This is a genomic window from Acinetobacter sp. TYF_19, assembly GCF_043105125.1.
Lineage (GTDB): Bacteria > Pseudomonadota > Gammaproteobacteria > Pseudomonadales > Moraxellaceae > Acinetobacter > Acinetobacter johnsonii.
Genome location: NZ_JBICLH010000019.1, coordinates 49,623 through 71,691 on the forward strand (window position 1 = coordinate 49,623; position 22,069 = coordinate 71,691).

Below are 22,069 nucleotides of genomic sequence, written 5' to 3' on the forward strand. Positions count from 1 at the left end.
TTGCTATGATCTTAACGAATTTCTATCGACTAGCGGAGATAGATTTACAAATTTTTTCTTAAATTTCAGTTTTTACGAGTATTTTCATGAAATTGGCGCTATTTGATCTCGATCACACCTTGTTAAACACCGATTCAGATCATTCTTGGGGAGAGTTTTTGGTGAATGAAGGCTTGGTCGACCCAGTTCGCCATCGCGCCATGAACGATAAATTTTATGAAGACTACAAAGCAGGGCAGCTCGACCCGATTGCCTATAATGAATTTGTGTTTGAATTTTTAACCCAACATGACAATGCCTACCTTACTGAACTACATGAACTGTTCATGCACAAAGTGATTCGCCCGCAAATGCGTCCCGAAGGTTTTGCGGCCATTGAAAAACACCGCGATGCTGGACATGTTTTGGTTGGCATTACCGCAACCTCTGATTTTATTACCGCACCGATTTTCCGTGAGTTTGGGATTAGTGAAATTATCGCGACCAATGCTGAAGTGGTTGAGGGTAAATATACGGGCAAAGTGATCAATACACCATGCTATCAAAAAGGCAAATTGACGCGTTTAGATCAATGGCTTGCAGGGCGTGATGTTAGCGAGTCTTGGGCGTATTCAGATTCCATCAATGATCGCTTTTTACTGGAATACGCAGACCATGCTATTGCCGTCAATCCAGATGACCGCCTAGAAGCATTGGCTAAAGAGCAGGCATGGGAAATTCAAGACTGGTCGATTTAAGTATCTGTCTTTAGTTGTTTAAAAAGGCTGCTTTCGGGCAGTCTTCTTTATTTGAAAGAGATAAAATAGTGGGGCTATAGGTGGGCTGATCTTGGAAAATTAGCCAAATATGCTATGTTGAATCTTGGCTAAAGCTATTTTGACTATCAAAAATTAGAACATAAGCGTGGAGAAAAAATATGAGTGTACGACCAAGAATGACCCACCTGTTTGAGCAACTCGGTTTAGATGCGAGTGAAGAGGCCATCGCCTTGTTTATTGTAACGCATCAGCTCAATGCACAAACCAAGATTGTTGACGCAGAGTATTGGACTGAAGCGCAACGTCAGTTTTTGGCAGAAAAAATTAAATCGGACGGTGAGTGGGCCATTATTGTAGATCAGCTGAATGAATCCCTGCATGAAGATTCACTCATCCAAAAATAAGTAGAACTCAAAGAGGCTGAGCGTCGAAGCTTTGCCTCTCTGTATAAAAATAAGATAAAAGTAGAAATTTATGTCTTTCGATCATCCAGCTTTTCCTGACTCTACGTCTTTAGAACACGTCCCTTCAGTTAATCAATTAGAACAAGATCGTGCCCTGTTTGTCGGTGCGAAATATGCGTCTTACTATCAAGCTCAATTTGAAAAAATCACGCCAAAGAAACAATATGCAGGCTTTAATATTGCCGCCTTTTTCTTAGGTGTGGTCTGGTTATTTTATCGAAAAATGTACAGTTATGGCTTTATGGCCATTGGTTTGATTGTGGCTATAGGGATTGTTGAAATACTTTTGGGGATTGAAAGTTCTGGTGCAAATATTGGCTTGGCCGTAGCATTTGGAATGTTTGGGAATACCTTATATCGACATCATGTCGATCAACAGATTGCCAAAACTCGCCAGTTGGGAAGTGGTAGCGTCAATACTGAATTAGAAAATCGTGGGGGTACAAATATCGTAGCAGGTTCGATCTTGCTGGTGATTTGGCTTGGGCTGGTTGCATTGGCTATAAGTGCTTCTTAATTCGCTCGCGCAAAATAAAAAACCATCCTTGTGGATGGTTTTTTAATGCTTGTAAAGCTTAGTTCATCATTGCAATCAGCTCTTGCACCGCACGAGATTGGGTTCTGCCCGGATGCCAAACCATACCGAGTTGACGGTTCATTTCGAACTTCACATTCAACTGCTGTAGGTCTTGGTTAATCATCGTTTTTGGAAGCACTGACCAACCCAGTCCAATCGATGCCAACATACGAATCGATTCGAGTGGATTATTACTCATGGTGATTTTAGGTTTCAGCCCTTGTTTTTCAAACTCTGCCAAGGTGATTTGGCTGGTATAGGTTTGTGACGCAGGCAATAAACTTGGGTATTGAATCAGGTCTTCGAGTTGTAAGTTTTGCATTTGTGCCAGCGGATGAAACGGTGCTGCTACAAAAACCAAAGGATCTTCCCAAATGGTGACGTACTGCAAACGTTCATCGAGTTTAGGCGGTAGGGTTAAAAATGCCAGCTCCAAATCACCCGCCAGTACTTTTTCATGCGCTTGCTCGGAGTCAACAAAGTGCACATCTAAGGTGACATTTGGAAAGCTTTGCACATAGCTACGCAAATGGCTCGGCAAGTGATGTAAACCAATATGGTGACTGGTGCCAATTTTGAGTTTGCCTTGGACCATGCCTTGTTCATGACTCAAGGTATGGTGAATGTCACCCAGTTCATTGAGCCAGTTTTTAACTTTAGGCAGCAGTGAATGTGCGGCATGCGTGGCTTGTACACCACGACCCGCAGACTCAAACAGTTTCACACCAAAATATTCTTCTAAACTATGAATACGTTTGGTTACAGCAGGTTGCGTAATGAAGAGCTGATCTGCGGCTAAAGAAATAGAGCCGGTTTCCATGACTTTTACAAAAGCTTCGAAGGCTGCAAGATTCATAAGGATAATCTAGTTATGAAAGTATAATTAAATTATAAAATAATTTTATATGAATTGCGATCTTTAAAATGAACGGGAGCTTATTGGATCTAGAATAAAATAAAAAAAGATCACTTGATGTGATCTTTTGGAGAGTTGAGAGGGCGCTTGATATAAGGGCTTAAGCAGGAATATTTTCTTCGGTAGTACGGTTCTTTTTCTCCCAAATACGTTCATGGAAAAAGAATGCGAAGGCTTGCACGGTTGGTTCTAATAAGCTGAGTGTGACCGCCATCCATAAGTTGCCTGTGACAAAGTAAGCCACAATCATGGCCACGGTAATGTGCATGATGTAATAGCTTAGGGTTTTTTTGAATATGCGCTGATTGTTCGCTACAAATTTCTGAATGTTCGCCATGATAAATACCCTCTCAATAATGCCTTTCATTTGCAAATAGTAATTATTATCATTAATAAAGTCAAAATGAAATTTTGATTGCTCATGATTGGGTTTTTGAATGTAAGGTGACGTAGTTGATTGTTTGGGATGTTTGACTTGATAAAACAAGCTTCTGTAGATTTCACTCTTTAGTCTATGCATAGGTCGCTGTCTTACTATTCACATCAACGAAGCGAGCTTCAAAAGTATGGGTCTAAATAGGGAAGATAAACCTTGCATGGCTGAGCAGAGACATATACTGCGAGGCCTACAATAGGTTGATAATTAGGCTATAGCGCTTGAATTAAAACCAGCGGTGAGGGCTTGTCATCAAAGGGATTGAAACAAAGAGGTATGAATTTAAAATAATTCCAAAAAGTTTCTAAATTAATAAAAATGATAAATTAGATTTATGTGAAATCGTCGCTATAATCGATTTTAATGAAAGAATTACCCAGTCCAGTGGAGTCAATCGACATGGCAGGCGAAAACCAACAAGCAAAAACATTGTATGACAAATTGTGGGATGACCACTTAGTAAAACAACGCGACGATGGCTCGGCTTTACTCTATATCGACCGTCATTTATTACATGAAGTGACTTCTCCGCAAGCCTTTGAAGGTTTACAACTTGCGGGTCGTAAACCATGGCGTTTAAGTGCGAATGTGGCAACCCCTGATCATAACGTTCCAACATCGACCAAAGAGCGTTCGGAAGGAATCGCAGGTATTGAAGATGATACTTCACGTATCCAAGTTCAGACCTTAGACGACAACTGTAAAACCTTTAATGTGGTGCAGTTTGACATTAATGATGTCCGTCAAGGCATTGCACACGTGGTCGGGCCTGAGCAAGGTTTGACTTTACCGGGTATGACTGTGGTGTGTGGAGACTCTCATACGGCAACACATGGCGCATTTGGCTGTTTAGCACACGGGATTGGGACATCTGAAGTGGAGCATGTATTGGCGACCCAATGCTTGGTTCAAAAGAAGATGAAAAACATGTTGGTGCGTGTTGATGGTCAATTGGGTCAGGGTGTAACACCGAAAGATGTAGTTTTAGCCATCATCGGTAAAATTGGTACTGCAGGCGGTACAGGTCATGCCATCGAGTTTGGTGGTCAAGTGTTCCGTGATATGTCGATCGAAGGTCGTATGACGGTGTGTAATATGGCGATTGAAGGCGGCGCACGTGTGGGTATGGTCGCTGTCGATGACAAAACCATTGCCTATGTCAAAGACCGTCCATATGCACCACAAGGTGCACAGTGGGATGCTGCAGTTACGTATTGGAATACCTTACATTCGGATGCAGATGCGCATTTTGACACAGTAGTTGTATTGCAAGGTGAAGAGATTGAGCCACAAGTGTCTTGGGGCACATCGCCTGAAATGGTGATTCCAGTGACTCAAGCTGTACCGACATTAGATGAAGCCAAAGATGAAGTGCAACGCAATGATTGGACGCGTGCTTATAACTACATGGGTTTAACCGCAGGTCAGGCGTTGGCAGATATTCAGTTAGACCGTGTTTTTATTGGTTCATGTACCAACTCTCGAATTGAAGATATTCGTGCCGCGGCTGAAGTTGCCAAAGGCAAAAAAGTGGCAAGTACCATTAAACAAGCCATGGTGGTTCCAGGGTCTGGTTTAGTCAAAGCGCAAGCAGAAGCCGAAGGCTTAGACAAAGTTTTGATTGAAGCGGGCTTTGAATGGCGTGAGCCAGGTTGTTCAATGTGTTTAGCCATGAATGCAGACAAATTACAACCCGGTGAGCACTGTGCATCGACCTCTAACCGTAACTTCGAAGGTCGTCAGGGCAATGGTGGTCGCACGCACTTGGTGAGCCCAGCGATGGCAGCGGCAGCAGCGATTGCAGGTCATTTTGTCGATGTGCGTTCATTTTAATTCGGGCTTGGGAGCATAGACATGAAAAAATATACCGTTGAACAGGGTATCGTTGCACCTTTAGACCGTGCCAATGTCGATACAGACTTGATCATTCCAAAACAATTTTTGAAATCCATTAAACGCACGGGTTTTGGTGAAAACTTATTTGATGAGTTGCGTTATTTAGATGAAGGTTTTTTGGGACAAGACAATTCTAAACGTCCTAAAAACCCTGATTTTGCATTGAATCAGCCACGTTACCAAGGTGCGAGCATCTTAATTTCTCGTGCGAACTTTGGTTGTGGTTCAAGCCGCGAACATGCGCCGTGGGCATTGGAAGAATATGGTTTCCGTACTGTGATTGCACCCAGCTATGCCGACATTTTCTTTAATAATAGTTTCAAAAATGGCATGTTGCCTGTGATTTTGTCTGAAGAGATTGTTGATCAACTTTTCAAAGAATGTGCAGCAACAGAAGGCTATCAGCTAACGATTGATTTGGGCGCGCAAGAAGTACGTACACCATCGGGTGAAGCCTTCACATTTGAAGTCGATCCATTTCGTAAGCACTGTTTGTTAAATGGTTTGGATGATATTGGTTTAACTTTACAGGTTGCAGATGACATCAAAGCCTATGAAGAAAAGACCAAAGCATCACGTCCGTGGGTGTTTGCTGAAATTCATGCTTAATTGAAAATTCGATGCATCTAGTGCTTGGGGCCATCTCTTGTTAATATCGAGCAAAAGAATTTTAAACGTTTTGCTACTGGTAAAGGTTGGGCTTGAACAATGGTGACGAGTTACAGTCGTATCGCTCTACTGGCGTTGGTGGGAACATTAACTGCCTGCCAAAGCATGAATACGGCAAGCATAAAGCGGATTCAGGATACCCCAGCGAGTAAAAATAATGCGCAGCTTTACTGTACTGGTACAGTGAACTGCGAATTTGAACGATGGAATCAGATCAAAATTGTGGATGTGGACAATCATCGTGTCAGCCGTGAGGCTATTCGAGAGAAGGTTGTGCGGTTAAAACGAGATGATTTGAATGAAGCGAATGCCTTGTTTCTGTCAGTGCCAGCGGGGCAACATGAACTGGTGATTCGCTTCTATCCCGTTTCGGTCGATCGCGCTGAAACGCTGCATGTCATTCATCGTTTTAAGCCTGCGGAACGCTACACCTTTAGGATGTTCCGTGCGCGCAGTAGACATCAGGGAAGTTTGTTGAATATGTCTGCACCTGACCCTTTATGTGTCGATTTAAAGCAAAACCAAAGAACAATTCGTCGTTTTTGCAAACCTTACAATGTCTTAAATGGCTTGGGCGAGTTTGTAGAACAAAAACTTTAATCGTGTGAGTCAGAACTCACCAACAATGGAATATTTCATGTCTAAACATATTTTGATTTTGGCTGGTGACGGCATTGGTCCTGAAATTGTAAAAGCCGCAGAACAGGTACTTACACGAGTCAATGATCAATTCAATTTAGGTTTAACGTGGGAACAGGGCCTACTCGGTGGGGCTGCCATAGATGCACACGGTTCACCTTATCCAGATGTGACCGCAGCACAAGCTAAAAATGCAGATGCAATTTTACTTGGTGCGGTAGGTGGTCCGAAGTGGGACAACATTGAGCGTTCGATCCGTCCAGAGCGTGGTTTGTTAAAAATTCGTAGTGAATTGAATTTATTCGCGAACTTACGTCCAGCTATTTTGTATCCGCAATTGGCAGATGCATCAAGCTTAAAGCCTGAAATTGTAGCAGGTCTTGATATTCTTATCGTTCGTGAATTAACTGGCGGGATTTACTTTGGTCAGCCACGTGGTATTCGTGAGCTTGAGAATGGTGAAAAACAAGGCTTTAACACTGACGTTTATGCTGAGTCTGAAATTAAGCGTATTGCGAAAGTGGCTTTTGAAATGGCTAGTTTACGTGGCGGAAAAGTCTGTTCTGTTGATAAAGCTAACGTACTTGAAGTGACGGAGCTTTGGAAGCAAACCGTAACGGCGATGAAAGAAGCTGACTATCCAAACATTAACTTGTCGCATATGTATGTCGATAATGCTGCAATGCAATTGGTGCGCGCGCCTAAACAGTTTGACGTGATTGTGACAGGTAACTTATTTGGTGACATCTTGTCTGATGAAGCCGCGATGTTGACAGGTTCAATTGGGATGTTGCCATCAGCATCCTTAGATGAAAATGCGAAAGGGATGTATGAGCCATGTCATGGTTCGGCGCCTGATATCGCAGGGCAGAATATTGCCAATCCATTAGCCACTATTCTTTCAGTAGCTATGATGTTGCGATATACCTTCCGTGAAGAAGCTGCTGCTCAAGCGATTGAAGATGCAGTAGGCAATGTCCTAGATCAAGGCTTGCGTACAGCTGATATCATGTCTGAAGGCATGAGCAAAGTGGGTACAGTGGAAATGGGGCAGGCGGTTGTGGCTGCACTGCACTAAGCCAAAAACAATTTGAAAACGCAGCTAACCGCTGCGTTTTCTTATGCCCAAAATTTAATAACCTTTACAAGCTTTACCTCGATATTGAATTGATTGCGCAATACTATCTTTTAAAAAGAAGTGGACTTGGCACTCTAACTAAACATCATAAAATGGTGTATGTGTGGGAATAGGAATTGCACCGACACTGCTGGCACTGCGCATAGTGGGCATAGGAGTTGGAATTTGAATCCGTCGGACAATGGTATAACTCAGTTGATTTGGTGTTTGAATCGGCACACCTAAGGTTTCATAACCGAGATGACGTAATTTGAGTTAGCGCCGAATGCTCGATACATGTTGGGCAATATATTGTTCTAAATAGTCGGAGAGCGCAATTTTAGCGGGTGAAACGACGGTCTGGTGTTGCGTTGGAGAGCTGCTACAAGCTTGAAGGAGTAGAAAGCAGATGGAACTAAAACAACTGACAATAAAAGGCTTCATGATCATCCCCTAAGCAGAGTCAGACCCTTTTAGTATTGTATATCTGAACGTTCGTTTGAGAATGTTTCGAGTAATTTGAGATAAACGGTAAGTAAGCGGCTCAACATAACGCAGCCGTTAAAACGCTTTGCCGATGTAGTGAATAGATTCCACAAGACCATCATGCACTCTGAACTCAATTTTACATTTCATTTCAATATTCAGGCTACCGCCGGAAGGGTCTGAATGGGTGCACCCATACTGACAATGGTTCCAAGGTTGGGGGGCGCCATCGGAATAAGCATATTACTTAACAGGGTGTAGGTCAGTTTCTCTGGGGTATGTACAGGAGCATCGAGCACTTTATAGCCCATGCTATTGAGGTTAAGTTGATTTTGAACTTGATCTGACGATTGTCCGATATAGTGTTGTAAGGTTTAGTTGAGCTGAGTTTGGCTTGTTGTGGCGCAAGCAACACAGAGTATGGGGAACAGTAAAACTGCTCGCTTCATTGAAGTTGTCTTGATTATTATTTTGGCATATTAAGTTGTTATCGCATTAAATTATAGTTTGATTGTTGGTTTAAATATAGTCGATTTATAATATTTAGTCTGAGCGCAGACATTAAAAAAGCCACTTAAAAAGTGGCTTTTTCGCTTCGCTAAAACTTAGCGCGCACGATAAGTGATACGACCCTTAGATAAATCATAAGGTGTCATTTCTACTTTAACACTGTCGCCAGTCAAAATACGAATATAGTGTTTACGCATTTTACCAGAGATGTGAGCAATCACTTCATGACCGTTTTCTAAACGTACACGAAACATAGTATTAGGAAGCGTCTCGGTGACAACGCCTTCGAACTCGATGAGTTCCTCTTTATTGGCCATAGCCTACCTGAATGAATAAATTGGAAAGGCGCAAATTATAGTCAATTTTTTTGCATAAAACAAGGCGGAATGGGCGGTTGCCTGATCATCTGTCAGTAAAATAAGCGAACAAGAGGAATAAATATTTTCAACAAAAAAACTGTATAAGTTGTTGTCAGTTCGGTCAATCGCAGTTAATCTAATTTTAATGTTTTGTGTATAAATGAAGAACATACAAGGAAGGTTCTAGCGTGGGTCAGCTAACTGATGCATCGATTGTCTTGCGATTAGGCTACCAAGCGATTCGTCGTTCAGGGTTGCCAACAGAAGAAATTTTAACAAAGGCGGGTGTTGCGTTAAATCAGATGGAAACCAATGAGCGTACGCCTTTGAGCGCGCAATACGCTTTTTGGGTGGCCGCAGAAGAAGTGAGCCGAGATCCAGACATCGGTCTACATTTGGGTGAAAATCTGCCTTTATACCGTGGCCAAGTGATTGAGCATTTGTTTATTTCATCGGAAAACTTTGGTGAGGGTTTGAAACGCGCTTTGGCTTATCAGCGCTTGATCAGTGATGCCTTTCATGCCAAGTTAGTGGTTGAAGATGACCGTTGTTATTTGACCAATGGGGAACAACCTTGGGCTGAAAATTTGGTCAATCGACATTTTTCTGAATGTGCGATGTCCGGTATTTTACGGTTCTTTAAATTTATTACTGAAGGGCGTTTTGAACCGATCTATATTGATTTTAACTTCAGTAAAGGCGCGTTTGATGATGAGTATTTCCGTGTATATGAGTGCCCTGTCAGCCTAGGACAAAAAGAAACTCGCTTATATTTTGACCCAAGTATTTTGGCTTATCCGTTGTGGCAGGCGGAACCTGAATTATTGCAACTGCATGAGCAGTTAGCGATTGAAAAACTTCAAGAATTAGCCCGCTATGATTTGGTGGGTGAGGTGCGTCGCGCGATAGGTTCAACCCTAGAAAGTGGCGAAACCACACTTGAAACAGTGGCTTCTCAGCTCAGTATTACCCCAAGACGTTTACGAACACAGCTTAGTGAGGCGAATACTAGCTTCCAGCAAATTTTGTCTGATTATCGCTGCCGGTTGGCGAAAAAACTTTTGGCCAATACGGCTGAAAGTGTAGAGCGTATCGTGTATTTGACGGGCTTTTCTGAGCCAAGTACCTTCTATCGTGCATTTAAACGCTGGACCAATGAAACCCCAGTGGAATATCGCAAGCGTAAGCAGCGTTAAGAAATCCCTCCTAACCTCCCTTTATAAAAGGGAGGAATTTCTCCCTTTCCTTTGAAAAAGCAGGCTAGTGGGAGGATTAAAAAATAAATTATTCAGGCATATTGAGCCAGTGTGGCCCAAGCGGCTGCTTTGGTAGCTCAAACTGCGCTGGATAGTCGGCATGAATGAAATATAGCCCATCAGGGGGGGCAGTAATGCCTGCGGCTTTACGGTCTTCTGCTGCGAAAATAGCCTCAATATGCTCGACTTCATACATACCTTGACCAATTTCCAGTAAGCAACCCATGATATTGCGGACCATATGGTGTAAGAAGCCATCAGCCTGAATGTCGAGGACCAAATATGGACCATGTTGAATTAAGCGACAATGGCTGACATGGCGGACAGGTTGATTGGATTGGCATGCGGCTGCACGGAAGCTTTCAAAGTTATGCGTGCCTTCGAACTTTTGCGCGGCTTGCATCATCTTCGCCACATCTAGCGCATAATAGGCATGTGTGACTTGTTTATACATAAGAGCAGGGCGTTGTGGGTGGTTATAGACCACATAACGATAACGACGTGCCTGCGCTTTGAAGCGTGCATGAAAGTCTTGATCCATCGCTTTGATCCATTGGATCGAGATATCTTTTGGCAGTTGGCTGTTGCTACCCATTAACCAACCGCGCTCTGAACGAAGTGCCGAGCTATCAAAATGCGCCACCATATTGGTGGCATGGACGCCCGCATCGGTACGACCAGCACCATGTAAGCTAATCGGTTCATTGGCAATTTTAGACAGTACTTTTTCAATCGTCTCTTGTACGCTGATCACACCTGTTTGCTGGGTTTGCCAACCACGATAGTGTGTACCACAAAACTCAATGCCGATCGCAAAACGTTGCATATGTACCTCAAATTAACCCAAATCATGCCAATGGCTGAAGCGCGCTTCAGCAGTGGGGTATTGTAAATACATTTTAAGGGCTTTGGCATACAGATCTGCATGCCCGAGGCAATCACTGACAATTATTTTGGCCTGAGTTGTCCACGCGGCAACTGCATAGCGCTGATCAGTACGGCCGAAAGGGACTTGGGTGCTTAAAATAGCAACACAGCCTTGTGCGTAAAATTCATCGAAAAGTGCTATCAACTCGGCATTCACAGCTAAATTACCCGTTCCAAAACCTTGCAAAATGAGGAAATGTGGTGGGGCTGTAAGCAGGTTTTTCAAATTCTGCAATTGTTGAGCTAAGGCAACAGGTTGCATCATCAGATTGAGGCAATTGAACTGGTGGGATTGTTCTACATCACCTGTTTGTACTATGTGTGTTTTTAAGCTATGTGGAATCGGCTGTTCAGCCATGACGCCTGTAAAAGCATCCAGTTCTGTGGTATGTCGTTTTAACGCGGTTTGCGCATGCAATACCTGTTGATGAAAAGCTAGATACACTCCGACAGGATGTTTCATCACCGCATCTAAGGCAAAATTCAAATTACTAATCGCATCGCTAAATTCACGCGTATCTGTACCTTGTACATTAAGTAATGGATATTGGCTACCTGTGAAAACCACACGTGCGGAATCTGCAATGAAGTGTGCCGCGACAGCACTGGCATAGCTTAAGGTATCTGTGCCATGAATCACGACAAAATGCTGGAATTGTTGCAGTTGCAATTGTTGAATCTGCTGAATTAGCAATAACCAGTCTTCAGCCGTGCAGGCGCTACTGTCTTTAATGACAGGTGCAATAAAACATTCAATGTCGAGATGAATCGGCAAGACATGTGTGAGCTTGGGAATAAAGTCTTCGGCAGGCATTGGTTGTAAGGGTTCGCCAATACAGCCAAAGGTTCCACCCATATAGATAAGCGCAATTTTTTTCATTATAAAAAAAGCAGTCGGTGATGACTGCTTTAGTTTAAAACGAAATGGCTTAGGATGCTATGCGACTCAGTAACTGTTCTACTTGCTGACGTTGTTCCGTAGAGTAATTTGGTTCTTGTTCAACCAAAATTTCACGTGCAGCTTCGAAAGCACCAAGTTGAATGTATTGCTCAGCCAACTCAAGGTTTAAGTGTATTTCATTGACTTCGTTCAGTTGAGGGAAAGACTGCACCAGAGGATCGCTTTGATCCACTGTATTGGCAGGTGCATTAGAGTCTAGACTAAAGCTGAGGTTTGGCTTAATTGCTGGTGTTTCTTCTACTATCGCTTCACTTGGGCTCACCGTATCGAAAGAAAAAGCAGGGATGTCTTTTGCCGCTTCAGCCGTAGATTCGCTTGAAAAATCAAATGTAAATTCAGGGCGCTCATCTACAGCAGGCGGCGAAATTTCTGCTTCTGGCGTTGTTGTCGGCGCTGTGTCGAGATTGAACGAAAAATCTAAAGGTTGGATTTCGGCTGCTGCAGTTTCTGCTGGTTGAGCAGGCGTGCTTTCTAAAGAGAGTGAACCGAAATCGAGCGGTTTAAGTTCTTCAGCAGGTTTGGCTGGTTCTGCTGTTGGTGTATTTAAACTAGAAATATCAAAATCTAAGCTTTGAACTTCGATACTCGGTTCAGGTTGAGCCGTTGTTGTGGTGGTAAATGCTGAGGTATCAAAATCAAGCGGTTTAATGTCTTGAACAGGTTCAACAACAGAGGCCTGCACAGGAGCGGGCGCAGGATTATTTGATGACATCAGGGCATCGAAGTCAGCAGTATTGGTTGCTTCTACAGGTTTTGGTGTAGATGGTGCAATTTCAGTCGGTTTAAACTCAATCGTGTCACGGCTATTTTGATGTAATTGATCGTAATCCGATTTTTTGGCTTCTGCTTGTGCCAAAATATCATCCAGTTCTAAAGAACGTAAATGATTCAGTAATTGGCTGATGGCAAACTCATCTTTTTGAAGCAAGTGAATATCGAGCAGCAGTAAATATAATTCGTGTTGTGAATTGTCTTTATTTAGGGCTTGGTTGATTTGTGCTTCAGCTGAGAAGAAATTGCGGTCGCGAATTTGGCCTTCAATTTTATTACGTAGATCTGTGGCGAGTGGTGTCGTGGCTTTTTTAGCAACAACATCTTCAACGACTTGAGTTTGTTGCGGGGATTTTTTAGACGAACTGGTTTTTTTGGCTTTGTTTTTTGCAGCAACCGCTTTTTGAGTTTTTGGTTCTGCTTCTTTACTCGCCTCACGCTTTTTTAAGACTATGGCAACAACCAATAGTAAGATAAATGGAATCACATAAATAAGCATGTTTTACCCCTTTTGAACTTGTCTTTGTGCAAGTTCATCCAAAATCAAATAATCAAAATAACACTTTAGTGTGTTGGCTTTTTCTCAGTTTGTTGTGCTTTCAATTGTTGTTGCAATTGTGCAAGACGAGCGTTTAGTAATTGAATTCTCTGATCTTTCTGATTAAGTGCCACTTCTAATTGTGTTACGTTTCTCTGTAATTTAACGGTTTTTTCACGAGATGTCATAACTTTTAATGACAACTCGTTTGATGTTTGATTCTTTTCTGTCGACTTCTTGGCAGAACCGTGACTTGAATCTTGCTCTTTCTCTGCCACCAAGCTCATCTCGGCTTGATTGAGGCGGTATTTCGCCTTGCCAGATTGCTGTGAGCTTTGTTTTGGAAGTGATGAAACGGAGACTTTTTGCTCTGATTTTGCTGTTTGTAGGCCCGTTAAATTGAGGTTAGCACCACGACGTAAACGGTTTATGTCACCTTGAATAAAGGCATGTTCATTCTTGGCTTTAATTTGTTGCATGACTTCACCGACAGGACGGTTTTCTTCAGCAGCAATACGCGATGCAATGCCCCAGAGAGATTCATTCGACCGAACTACATGGGCACTTTGAGGTGCGGCTTGGCGTGCAGTAGTTGCAGGTGCAGCAGGTGTTGTTTTTGCTGTCGATGGACTAGGTTGTGGGCTGGCCTGTGCAGAAATTGGCGCATCTGATTTTTGAACTGAATCGGCATACTTTTGCACTAACGGATCTGCCGATTTTTTCGCTTGAGTAATCGGTTCAACACGTGGAGCTGAAGTTTGAGCCGCTGCTGCAATTTGTGCAGAGGCTACTGAAATAACTTGCGTTGGTGCTGCAATAGCGGTCGCACTCATGCTTGGTGGAGTATGGTTATTGAGTTTGAGGGGCGTCGTGTTTGTCGTCGGCGCAGCTGTTGTTTTTAAGCTATTGAATTGTGTGCTGACAGGTAAGTTCAGCGCAATATCTTTTTCGTTGACAATCACCACCGGTTTTAAGGCTTTTTCATTATTATTCGTACGGGCTTGAAGTGCTGCCGAGCGTTTATTGGCTGTTTTAATATGTTGTAGCCGTGCCGCATTGCCTTCTTTGATTTTGACGACAATGTTCAGTTCTGCTTCCGTTAAAGGACGTGAAGAGGTAATTGTAATCACACCTGTACTGGCGCTGGTACGACGGGTAAAAAAGTTCAGATTACTGGGCGGTTGATGCATGACACCAAGAGACATCAAATCTTCTGCGCTGGCTAGACTGGCTTGAATCGGAGCATTCGGATCGGCATCGTGAAAGTTCAATTCGGCATACAACAGTTCCCCAGGTGCAGATTGAATTTGAATAGGATCGACAGTGATCGCATTCACATTTTGCGAAGCAATAATGGCTAAAATGGCTATCTTTAATTTGTTATTTACGGTCATCTTAATCTTTAGCTCGGTCACAGATCGCAAAGCGAAAATTATAGATTAGCGAGTTGTGTGTTATTTGTAAAACGTTAACATCAGGGTTACAAAAAAAAGCCGATCAAGTGTGATCGGCTTAATACTTTAGCGGGTAAATGCTTAAGTATTTTTGTAGTCAATCAGGATACGGAGCATACGGCGTAAGGGTTCCGCAGCACCCCAAAGTAATTGATCACCGACAGTGAAAGCACCTAAGTACTCTTTGCCCATATTCAATTTGCGTAGACGACCAACAGGAACTGTTAATGTGCCTGTTACAGCCACAGGCGTTAAGTCAGTCATAGACGCTTCACGGGTATTTGGAACCACTTTTGCCCATTGGTTTGCGCTACGTAACATATCTTCGATTTCATCGAGAGGCACGTCTTTCTTCAGCTTTAATGTTAAAGCTTGAGAGTGACAACGCATCGCACCAATACGTACACAATGACCGTCAATCGGAACGATTTGCTGGTTGCCCAAGATCTTGTTGGTTTCAACTTGACCTTTCCATTCTTCTTTCGACTGACCGCTGTCTAATTGTTTGTCGATATAAGGAATGAGTGAGCCTGCTAATGGCACGCCAAAGTTTGCTGAAGGGAAACCTTCGCCACGTTGTAATTCCGCAATTTTAGAGTCAATATCTAGAATTGGAGAGCGTGGGTCATCTAACAAATCTTTGGTGTTGTTGTACAAATAGCCCATACCAGAGATCAGTTCACGCATATTTTGCGCACCAGCACCTGACGCTGCTTGATAAGTCATCGAGGTCGCCCATTCCACTAAATTGTTTTGGAATAAACCACCTAAGCCCATCAGCATCAGTGAAACAGTACAGTTACCGCCCACGAATGTTTTGGTGCCGTTTACTAAACCATCTTTAATCACGTTCATGTTGACAGGGTCAAGTACGATGATGGCTTCATCTTCCATACGCAGTGTAGATGCCGCATCAATCCAATAGCCCGTCCAGTTTTCCGCTTTGAGCTTCGGGAAAACTTCAGAGGTATAGTCGCCGCCTTGGCAGGTAATAATGACATCCATTTGCTTCAGACTGTTAATGTCTGATGCATCCATAAGTGCTGGGGCAGTTTTACCGCCAAACGCAGGCGCTTCACCACCTGCATTACTGGTAGAGAAATAAAATGGCTCAAAATGAGCAAAATCATTCTCTTCAACCATACGTTGCATAAGGACGGAACCAACCATCCCGCGCCAACCGACCAGACCTACTTTCATGTCACTTTGCCTCGGTGCGTTAAAAATTAAAAGGGGATTCGAGTGTATCAAAAGAGCGCTTAACTGCAAGCACTACACAATGAAAACAGCAATTATATTGTGCAATATATCTTGTTTATGTTACATGCAAAATTGATATTAATTTATGAATCTACAAAAAATTAAGAATATAAGAGTTGTTGCCTATGATCTGGGTTGAGTTGTTGGCATGTGTTGTGATTTGGTTAAGCTTTTGGTCACTGATTCCACGAGACGAGTGGTGGTTTCGAGGCGCAGATTTTCCACGCTTACAGATTTTGGCATTGGGGTTGATTGCATTTATCTTGATGTTGATTTGGGATGCACCTTGGGATTGGGTGCGTGAAGTCATTTTGCTGGGGTTAATTGCGGCAGTGGCGTACCAACTCAAAATGGTGTTGCCTTATACTTTTGTGTGGAAAAAGCAGGTGAAAACGGTTGCTAAAACAGAGTTACAGCCAGAACGCCAGATTTCTTTAATTGTGTCGAATGTACTAACGCCCAATACTCAATACCACTTATTACTGCAACAAATTCGTCAGCATCAACCGGACTTGATTTTGACTTTAGAGTCGGATGCACATTGGGAACAAGCCTTGAGTGTACTGGAAGATGACTATCCCTATCGGGTTGCAGTGCCTTTGGATAATCTGTATGGCATGCATTTGTATAGTCGTTTAGCGCTTGAAGATATTGAAGTTAAGTTTATTTTGAGCGATGAAATTCCTTCGATTCATGCCACAGTCATCTTAAGGTCAGGACAGCCAGTGCAACTGTACTGCTTACACCCGAAACCACCAAGTCCGACCGAAGCCAAAGACTCTACTTTACGTGATGCTGAATTATTAATAGTCGGGGATCAGATTAAAGATTTGGATGAAAGTTGCATTGTGATGGGGGATTTGAATGATGTGGCGTGGTCGCGTACGACACGACTTTTTCAACGGATCAGTGGGCTGCTAGACCCCCGAGTCGGACGACATTTTGTCAATACTTTTCATGCCGACTATCCCTTACTGCGCTGGTCATTGGATCATGTCTTTCACAGTACGGATTTTGCCTTAGTGCAGATGCAGCGTTTACCACATATTGGTTCAGATCATTTCCCTGTATATGTGGTGCTTCAAACAGGTCGGGTATTTGAGCAAGTACAAGAAGAGCTGGAACAAACTGAAGCCGATGAGCAAGAAGCACAAGAGGCGATTGAAGATGGAATTGAGAAAGCGGAACGAGAAGGTAAGCAGGTGACAGATAAAATTGCCAAAGATTACCAGTAAATATAGGGGCGCGCGGATTTCATCAGTGTAGGATATGGCTTACAGGGATTTGGGAATCTGACGAATGGTTAGTCATTTGGTATGCCCGTATCCTAGTCTCATCAGCAGATGGAGCGGGAATGGATCATCCCAGTATGGAAGTTGAAGCTGATGGAAATCATCATGGATATGATGTAGGTATGGAATGCCACCGAATAAAACAAAAATTACGTTGAAAGCACAACCTCATGTACCCGAGTTTTGCAGGACGCAGAACTCGGGTTCTACTTTTTAAGCAGCTCTTTTTTTGTTAAAAATAAATCTTGTCATAGCCTGCAGGGCGAGTTTTAAAGCGACGGTGGAACCACATATATTGAGTCGGAGCAATGCGGAGTTGATTTTCAATAATTTGATTCACACGTGTCGCATCATCGACTTCATCTTCACTGGGTAAGTTTTCCACCGCAGGTTCAATCAACACTTTGTATTGTGGGTTTTTAATATCCCCATCACGATAAAAATACAGAGGGATGGCCGCAGCCTTGGTCATTTTCAATAAACGACGGTGTGCTGTAACGGTCGCTGCGGGGACGCCAAAAAATGGCGCCATAACACCTTGTTTTAAACCAAAGTCTTGATCTGGACTATACCAAATGGCATGGCCATTTTTTAAGTTACGGACTAAACCACGCATGTCATCATGATCGATTTGATGTGCATAAATGGTGGCACGGCAGCGGTAGATGAGCATATCCAGCAGTGGATTATTTTGTGGGCGATACACCACATCTGGTTCAAAATACTGCGCGCATAGATAACCACCTGCATCGAGCAAAGTAGAGTGGGTTCCTAAAAGCAGTGCGCCTTTACCTTCTGCTTGTGCTTTTTGAATATGTTCTAAACCTTCAATACTGACACGGCCAGTAAACCACTTTGGGCTATACCACGCATTCAGCGTTTCAAATGCGCCCAGCATTTGATCGACAAAAACTAAACGGGCATTTTCAAGGACTTCTTGGGCCGACCATTCAGGGAAACACACCTCCAGATTACGAACGGTGGTTTTACGTCGCGACTTCAAATATTTAAAGCTGAGGTTACCTAAAAGGGTGGCCAATCGGTGTTGAATTGCCCATGGGAGAATCGCCAATATCATGAGAAAGACGATACCAATCCAAACGCCCCAATATTTGGGGTGCAGAAAAGACCACTGAAATTCACCGGGTTGATAGTCTGGCTTCGAACTCATAAATTGCGATAAAGGCTGAAAAAAGAATGTTTCGAGTTTAGCATGAAGCAAGAATGAAGGGGCAATGTTCAGAATCAACCCGATGTTCGCACTCTGCAAATGTGATGTGATATAGGCTTGGATGATGTAGACGAACGCACCCAAGTGGAAGAGATGGACATCTTCTCGATGGTGGTGGGCACCCTCAACTGAGCTCCATAAAAAAACTCCGCGTGACGCGGAGTTTTTTTATGGAGCTCATGAGAAATTATTTGGTTAAATTTTCCAGTTCTTCCCAACGTTCCAGTTTTTCCAGCAATAGCTCATCAATTTCAGTCAAACGATTCGACAACGTCATCGCCTTGTCTGCATCTGAAATAAATAATGAACCATCTGCAAGTGAAGCATTGATTTCCGCTTGCTCTTTTTCCAGTGCTTCCATTTCGGCAGGCAGTTGTTCAAGCGCACGTTGATCTTTATAGCTGAGTTTGACTTTTTTAGCAGGTGCTGCGTTCGCTTCAGCTTTCGCTGCTGCTTTTTTCACAGCACTTTTTTGATCAACCGCAGTTTGGTCTGGTCGCTGTTGTAAGTAATCTTGGTAACCACCGATGTATTCATCGATATTGCCTTTACCATCAAACACCCAAGTTGAGGTGACCACGTTATCCATAAAGGCACGGTCATGCGAAATAAGCAGTAAGGTGCCTTTGTAGTCGGACAACATTTCTTCTAGCAGCTCTAGTGTCACCATATCCAAGTCATTGGTGGGTTCGTCCATCACGATTAAGTTAGATGGCTTAAGTAGTAATTTGGCTAAAAGAATACGGTTACGCTCACCGCCTGAAAGAGCTTTGACTGGTGTACGCGCACGTTCTGGTGAGAACAAGAAATCTTGCAAATAGCTGTAAATGTGACGACGGTTACCATTCACATCGACATGGTCAGAACCTTCTGACACGTTATCTTTGACTGATTTTTCAAGGTCGAGGGCATTACGTAATTGGTCGAAGTAAGCTACTTCCAATTGTGTGCCAGTTTTCACCGTACCCGTATGTTCTTGTTCGCCTAAAATGGCTTTAATGAGGGTGGTTTTACCGACACCGTTGTCACCAACAAGACCAATACGGTCACCACGTAACACCAATGCGGAGAAGTCTTTGATGATCGGCGCATCATGACCAAAGCGAACGCTTAAGTTCTCAATTTCAAAGACCACTTTACCTGAACGGCTAGCATCTTGTGTCGCCATGCTGACTTTGCCTTGCTGTGAGCGACGGGCTTTTGATTGTTCACGTAGTTCTTTTAAGGCACGTACACGACCTTCGTTACGCGTACGACGGGCTTTAATGCCTTGGCGAATCCATACTTCTTCTTCAGCCAAGCGTTTGTCAAACAGTGCATTCTGCTTTTCTTCGGCTTCCATTTGCTGTGCTTTCAGCTCGAGGTAACGTGAGTAGTTACCTTCATAGCTGCGCAGGGTGCCGCGGTCGAGTTCAACAATTCGAGTCGCAATGCTGTCCACAAATGAACGGTCATGTGAGATGAACAGTAAAGTTAAATTATTTTGATCGAGTAAAAACTTCTCGAGCCATTCAATACTTTCAACGTCCAAATGGTTGGTTGGTTCGTCCAGTAATAGCACATCGGGTTGGGTAAGAAGCGCACGAGCAAGCAGCACACGACGCTTACGACCACCCGACAAATCGGCCAAATCGGCATCTGGGTCTAGGCCCATTTTACTTAAAATAGAATTGACTTTGGTTTCTAAAGCCCAGCCATCTAACTGATCTAGTTTGTGTTGCAAGTTACCCATGCGGTCACACGCTTCCATGTCTCCAAGTACACAAGCATCACTGGCTTCATGATAGGCTCTGAGTACATCCGCGGCTTCACCTGCGCCGTCCGCCACGATATCCGCCACTTTGCCTGAGTCCATCGGCACGTCTTGCGCTAACATCGAAATGGTGATGCCATTCTGTAGAGAAACTTCACCAGAATCGGGTAATAAACTTCCCTCGATCAGTTTAAGTAAAGTAGACTTACCTTCACCATTACGACCAATTAAACACACTCGTTCACCGCGCTCCAATGAAAAGTTCGCGCCGTCGAGCAAGGCAGGTCCACCAAACGCAAGTTGGACATCCCTTAAAGTAATATAGGCCATAATGTTTCCTGAAAAATCTCAAATGAGGACTTGAAGTGTCTAAACAACAAAATATTGATAATCAAGCGCCATTGTCCGCACCCATTGAAGATTTGCAAGTCCGAATTGCATTTTTAGATGATTTAGTTGAACAGCTCAATGAACAATTGGTGATTCAAGGACTGGAAATTGCTGATTTAAAAAAACAAATGCAAATTTTGTATCAACGTGTTGAATCTTCAGATTTGTCCGATGGAATTGCGACATTTGACCCGATGGCCGATCGTCCACCACATTATTAAGTTCATTTGCTGTCTTGGGCTAAAAAAATGCTGTGATGTGGGTTATAGATATTGCTGAGTCTTCTCTCTTTTTTTGTTTTACCCAACTCAAAGCTCGATTTGACTGACGAAATCATTTGACCTTTGATGCAGTTCCTACTCTAATACCCGCTTTCTGGTGCATCCCATAAAAACTGTCCTATGACTCAAAAAGTTGTTCTTCTTGACCTTGAAAATAATGTTCCGACGGCCAAATTGTTGCGTGAGATTGTGGAGCATTATCCGACTTTGTATTTGTTTCATTGCCAAGGTCAATTTGAGTATGCATTGCAAGATTTGACGGAACTGGCTGCTTGGATCAGTAGTGGTCAAGTGGTGATTTTAGACACGCCCAAAGCCGAGCAAAAAGAGTTCGAATATGCCGTGGTGGTGGGGCAGTTAATGGCTTTGCTTGAGCCAGAGACGCAGGTTGAAATTATCTCTGCGGTCAATACAGCAGAAATACTTTTGGACTTAATGCAATCTTCGGATATTCAGAGCAATTTGATCCTCATTCAGTCTGAAGCTGTACCAAGTCAACGTCATCTTCCCAGTTTAGACAGCATCAAAAATCAGCCTTATTTAAAAATGGTCAAAAAATATTGTGATGCTTTGGGGGAAATGTCAGGTAAGCCGAACACATTGGACGGTCTAAAAAATTCAATAAGTAATATTTTGCAACTCGTACCTGAAAAGACGCAGCGGGTAGTGGGGATGTTGATTAATCTCAAAATCATCAAACGCTATGATGAGCAGATTCGCTTTCGTAAAAAAGTGTTGAAGCAGTGGTTAGCACTGAATTTAGATGAACAAGACCCAATTACACAGCCGCAAAGCATGCAGCAAGCGCTACAGCAACTGCAAAAAGACAGTGTCGTGGATAAGCTTGAACCAACTGTAGATACGCAGTCTGCGCAACAAGAGTTGTTTAAAAACTTTGCACAGATTGACCCTGTACAGCTTGAGGTTGCACAAAAACTGCGCGAGTTAAAAACCAATAAACCCAAAGATATCTATGCACTACGTGATTTGCTTGAGCAAATGTTTCCGAAGTCAGATGTACGTATGTTACTGAAAGAGTTACTCGATAAAGGCTATATTTACTGGAATGGACATGAAGTTCTATATAGTCATGAAATGTTCTTAAATTAATTTTATCGTTCAAACTTG

At 43.1% G+C, this 22,069-nt stretch carries 23 protein-coding genes; 11 read left to right on the forward strand and 12 right to left on the reverse strand.

From position 1 onward, the window contains the following. Positions 1–86 precede the first annotated feature (86 nt). The 3 genes from ACF8FD_RS02180 (at position 87) to ACF8FD_RS02190 (ending at position 1,739) form a co-directional block, all read left to right on the forward strand. Positions 87–737: an HAD family phosphatase gene (locus ACF8FD_RS02180; protein WP_125280798.1), complete on the forward strand. Its 651-nt coding sequence runs from the start codon at positions 87–89 to the stop codon at positions 735–737. A gap of 179 nt (positions 738–916) precedes the next feature. Beyond that, positions 917–1,162 (forward strand): DUF2789 family protein, encoded by a 246-nt coding sequence (locus ACF8FD_RS02185; protein ID WP_058868869.1) that lies wholly within the window; start codon positions 917–919, stop codon positions 1,160–1,162. A gap of 70 nt (positions 1,163–1,232) precedes the next feature. Further along, positions 1,233–1,739 (forward strand): DUF2628 domain-containing protein, encoded by a 507-nt coding sequence (locus tag ACF8FD_RS02190; RefSeq protein WP_058868870.1) that lies wholly within the window; start codon positions 1,233–1,235, stop codon positions 1,737–1,739. Positions 1,740–1,797: 58 nt separating this feature from the next. Here the strand turns inward: ACF8FD_RS02190 and ACF8FD_RS02195 are convergent, their stop codons facing one another. Further along, positions 1,798–2,655, reverse strand: coding sequence for a LysR family transcriptional regulator (locus tag ACF8FD_RS02195; RefSeq protein ID WP_004692542.1), 858 nt, complete (start codon positions 2,653–2,655; stop codon positions 1,798–1,800). A gap of 160 nt (positions 2,656–2,815) precedes the next feature. Next, positions 2,816–3,052, reverse strand: a complete 237-nt coding sequence (locus ACF8FD_RS02200; protein ID WP_004692541.1) for a DUF2061 domain-containing protein — start codon at positions 3,050–3,052, stop codon at positions 2,816–2,818. A gap of 498 nt (positions 3,053–3,550) precedes the next feature. Here ACF8FD_RS02200 and leuC point away from each other — a divergent pair, with 498 nt between their 5' ends. From leuC to leuB, 4 genes are all read left to right on the forward strand, one after another. Beyond that, positions 3,551–4,984 (forward strand): 3-isopropylmalate dehydratase large subunit, encoded by a 1,434-nt coding sequence (leuC, locus tag ACF8FD_RS02205; protein WP_279679190.1) that lies wholly within the window; start codon positions 3,551–3,553, stop codon positions 4,982–4,984. Positions 4,985–5,005: 21 nt separating this feature from the next. Continuing rightward, positions 5,006–5,656, forward strand: a complete 651-nt coding sequence (leuD, locus tag ACF8FD_RS02210; RefSeq protein WP_005400865.1) for a 3-isopropylmalate dehydratase small subunit — start codon at positions 5,006–5,008, stop codon at positions 5,654–5,656. A 99-nt stretch (positions 5,657–5,755) separates the two neighbouring features. Next, positions 5,756–6,316, forward strand: a complete 561-nt coding sequence (locus ACF8FD_RS02215; RefSeq protein WP_281963582.1) for a hypothetical protein — start codon at positions 5,756–5,758, stop codon at positions 6,314–6,316. Positions 6,317–6,353: 37 nt separating this feature from the next. Beyond that, a complete protein-coding gene (leuB, locus tag ACF8FD_RS02220) occupies positions 6,354–7,433 on the forward strand; it encodes a 3-isopropylmalate dehydrogenase (RefSeq protein ID WP_281963583.1) in 1,080 nt (359 codons plus the stop codon). A 138-nt stretch (positions 7,434–7,571) separates the two neighbouring features. On the opposite strand, the gene ACF8FD_RS02225 is transcribed toward leuB, so the two are convergent. The 3 genes from ACF8FD_RS02225 to infA all read right to left on the reverse strand — a co-directional run bounded on the left by ACF8FD_RS02225 (position 7,572) and on the right by infA (position 8,785). Further along, positions 7,572–7,712 (reverse strand): hypothetical protein, encoded by a 141-nt coding sequence (locus tag ACF8FD_RS02225; protein ID WP_281963584.1) that lies wholly within the window; start codon positions 7,710–7,712, stop codon positions 7,572–7,574. A gap of 36 nt (positions 7,713–7,748) precedes the next feature. After that, positions 7,749–7,916: a hypothetical protein gene (locus ACF8FD_RS02230; protein ID WP_281963585.1), complete on the reverse strand. Its 168-nt coding sequence runs from the start codon at positions 7,914–7,916 to the stop codon at positions 7,749–7,751. Positions 7,917–8,563: 647 nt separating this feature from the next. Continuing rightward, positions 8,564–8,785 (reverse strand): translation initiation factor IF-1, encoded by a 222-nt coding sequence (infA, locus tag ACF8FD_RS02235; RefSeq protein ID WP_004692529.1) that lies wholly within the window; start codon positions 8,783–8,785, stop codon positions 8,564–8,566. Between the two features lie 230 nt (positions 8,786–9,015). Between infA and ACF8FD_RS02240 the strand changes: the two genes are divergently transcribed. Beyond that, positions 9,016–10,023 (forward strand): AraC family transcriptional regulator, encoded by a 1,008-nt coding sequence (locus ACF8FD_RS02240; RefSeq protein ID WP_005400861.1) that lies wholly within the window; start codon positions 9,016–9,018, stop codon positions 10,021–10,023. 88 nt (positions 10,024–10,111) lie between these two features. Here the strand turns inward: ACF8FD_RS02240 and truA are convergent, their stop codons facing one another. The 5 genes from truA to asd all read right to left on the reverse strand — a co-directional run bounded on the left by truA (position 10,112) and on the right by asd (position 15,934). Continuing rightward, on the reverse strand, positions 10,112–10,909 hold the full coding sequence (truA, locus tag ACF8FD_RS02245) for a tRNA pseudouridine(38-40) synthase TruA (RefSeq protein ID WP_058868875.1): 798 nt from the start codon (positions 10,907–10,909) through the stop codon (positions 10,112–10,114). A 12-nt stretch (positions 10,910–10,921) separates the two neighbouring features. Next, the gene (locus tag ACF8FD_RS02250; protein ID WP_392453046.1) at positions 10,922–11,890 is read right to left on the reverse strand and encodes an asparaginase; all 969 of its coding nucleotides are present in this window, start codon (positions 11,888–11,890) and stop codon (positions 10,922–10,924) included. 49 nt (positions 11,891–11,939) lie between these two features. Continuing rightward, on the reverse strand, positions 11,940–13,241 hold the full coding sequence (locus tag ACF8FD_RS02255; RefSeq protein WP_392453048.1) for a hypothetical protein: 1,302 nt from the start codon (positions 13,239–13,241) through the stop codon (positions 11,940–11,942). A gap of 65 nt (positions 13,242–13,306) precedes the next feature. After that, a complete protein-coding gene (locus ACF8FD_RS02260; protein WP_392453050.1) occupies positions 13,307–14,674 on the reverse strand; it encodes a FimV family protein in 1,368 nt (455 codons plus the stop codon). A 141-nt stretch (positions 14,675–14,815) separates the two neighbouring features. Further along, positions 14,816–15,934, reverse strand: a complete 1,119-nt coding sequence (gene asd / locus ACF8FD_RS02265) for an aspartate-semialdehyde dehydrogenase (protein ID WP_004692521.1) — start codon at positions 15,932–15,934, stop codon at positions 14,816–14,818. A gap of 185 nt (positions 15,935–16,119) precedes the next feature. On the opposite strand from asd, the gene ACF8FD_RS02270 reads away from it, so the two are divergent. After that, on the forward strand, positions 16,120–17,229 hold the full coding sequence (locus ACF8FD_RS02270; RefSeq protein ID WP_392453052.1) for an endonuclease/exonuclease/phosphatase family protein: 1,110 nt from the start codon (positions 16,120–16,122) through the stop codon (positions 17,227–17,229). Positions 17,230–17,518: 289 nt separating this feature from the next. Here ACF8FD_RS02270 and ACF8FD_RS02275 read toward each other — a convergent pair whose 3' ends face one another. Then, positions 17,519–18,457 carry a lauroyl acyltransferase gene (locus ACF8FD_RS02275; RefSeq protein ID WP_114836449.1) on the reverse strand — a complete coding sequence of 313 codons (939 nt, stop codon included), beginning with the start codon at positions 18,455–18,457 and terminating at the stop codon, positions 17,519–17,521. Positions 18,458–18,704: 247 nt separating this feature from the next. Continuing rightward, positions 18,705–20,600: an ATP-binding cassette domain-containing protein gene (locus ACF8FD_RS02280; protein ID WP_004692515.1), complete on the reverse strand. Its 1,896-nt coding sequence runs from the start codon at positions 20,598–20,600 to the stop codon at positions 18,705–18,707. A gap of 35 nt (positions 20,601–20,635) precedes the next feature. On the opposite strand from ACF8FD_RS02280, the gene ACF8FD_RS02285 reads away from it, so the two are divergent. After that, positions 20,636–20,881 (forward strand): SlyX family protein, encoded by a 246-nt coding sequence (locus ACF8FD_RS02285; RefSeq protein ID WP_004692513.1) that lies wholly within the window; start codon positions 20,636–20,638, stop codon positions 20,879–20,881. A 180-nt stretch (positions 20,882–21,061) separates the two neighbouring features. Beyond that, positions 21,062–22,051 carry a hypothetical protein gene (locus ACF8FD_RS02290; RefSeq protein ID WP_281963591.1) on the forward strand — a complete coding sequence of 330 codons (990 nt, stop codon included), beginning with the start codon at positions 21,062–21,064 and terminating at the stop codon, positions 22,049–22,051. Positions 22,052–22,069: the final 18 nt, after the last annotated feature.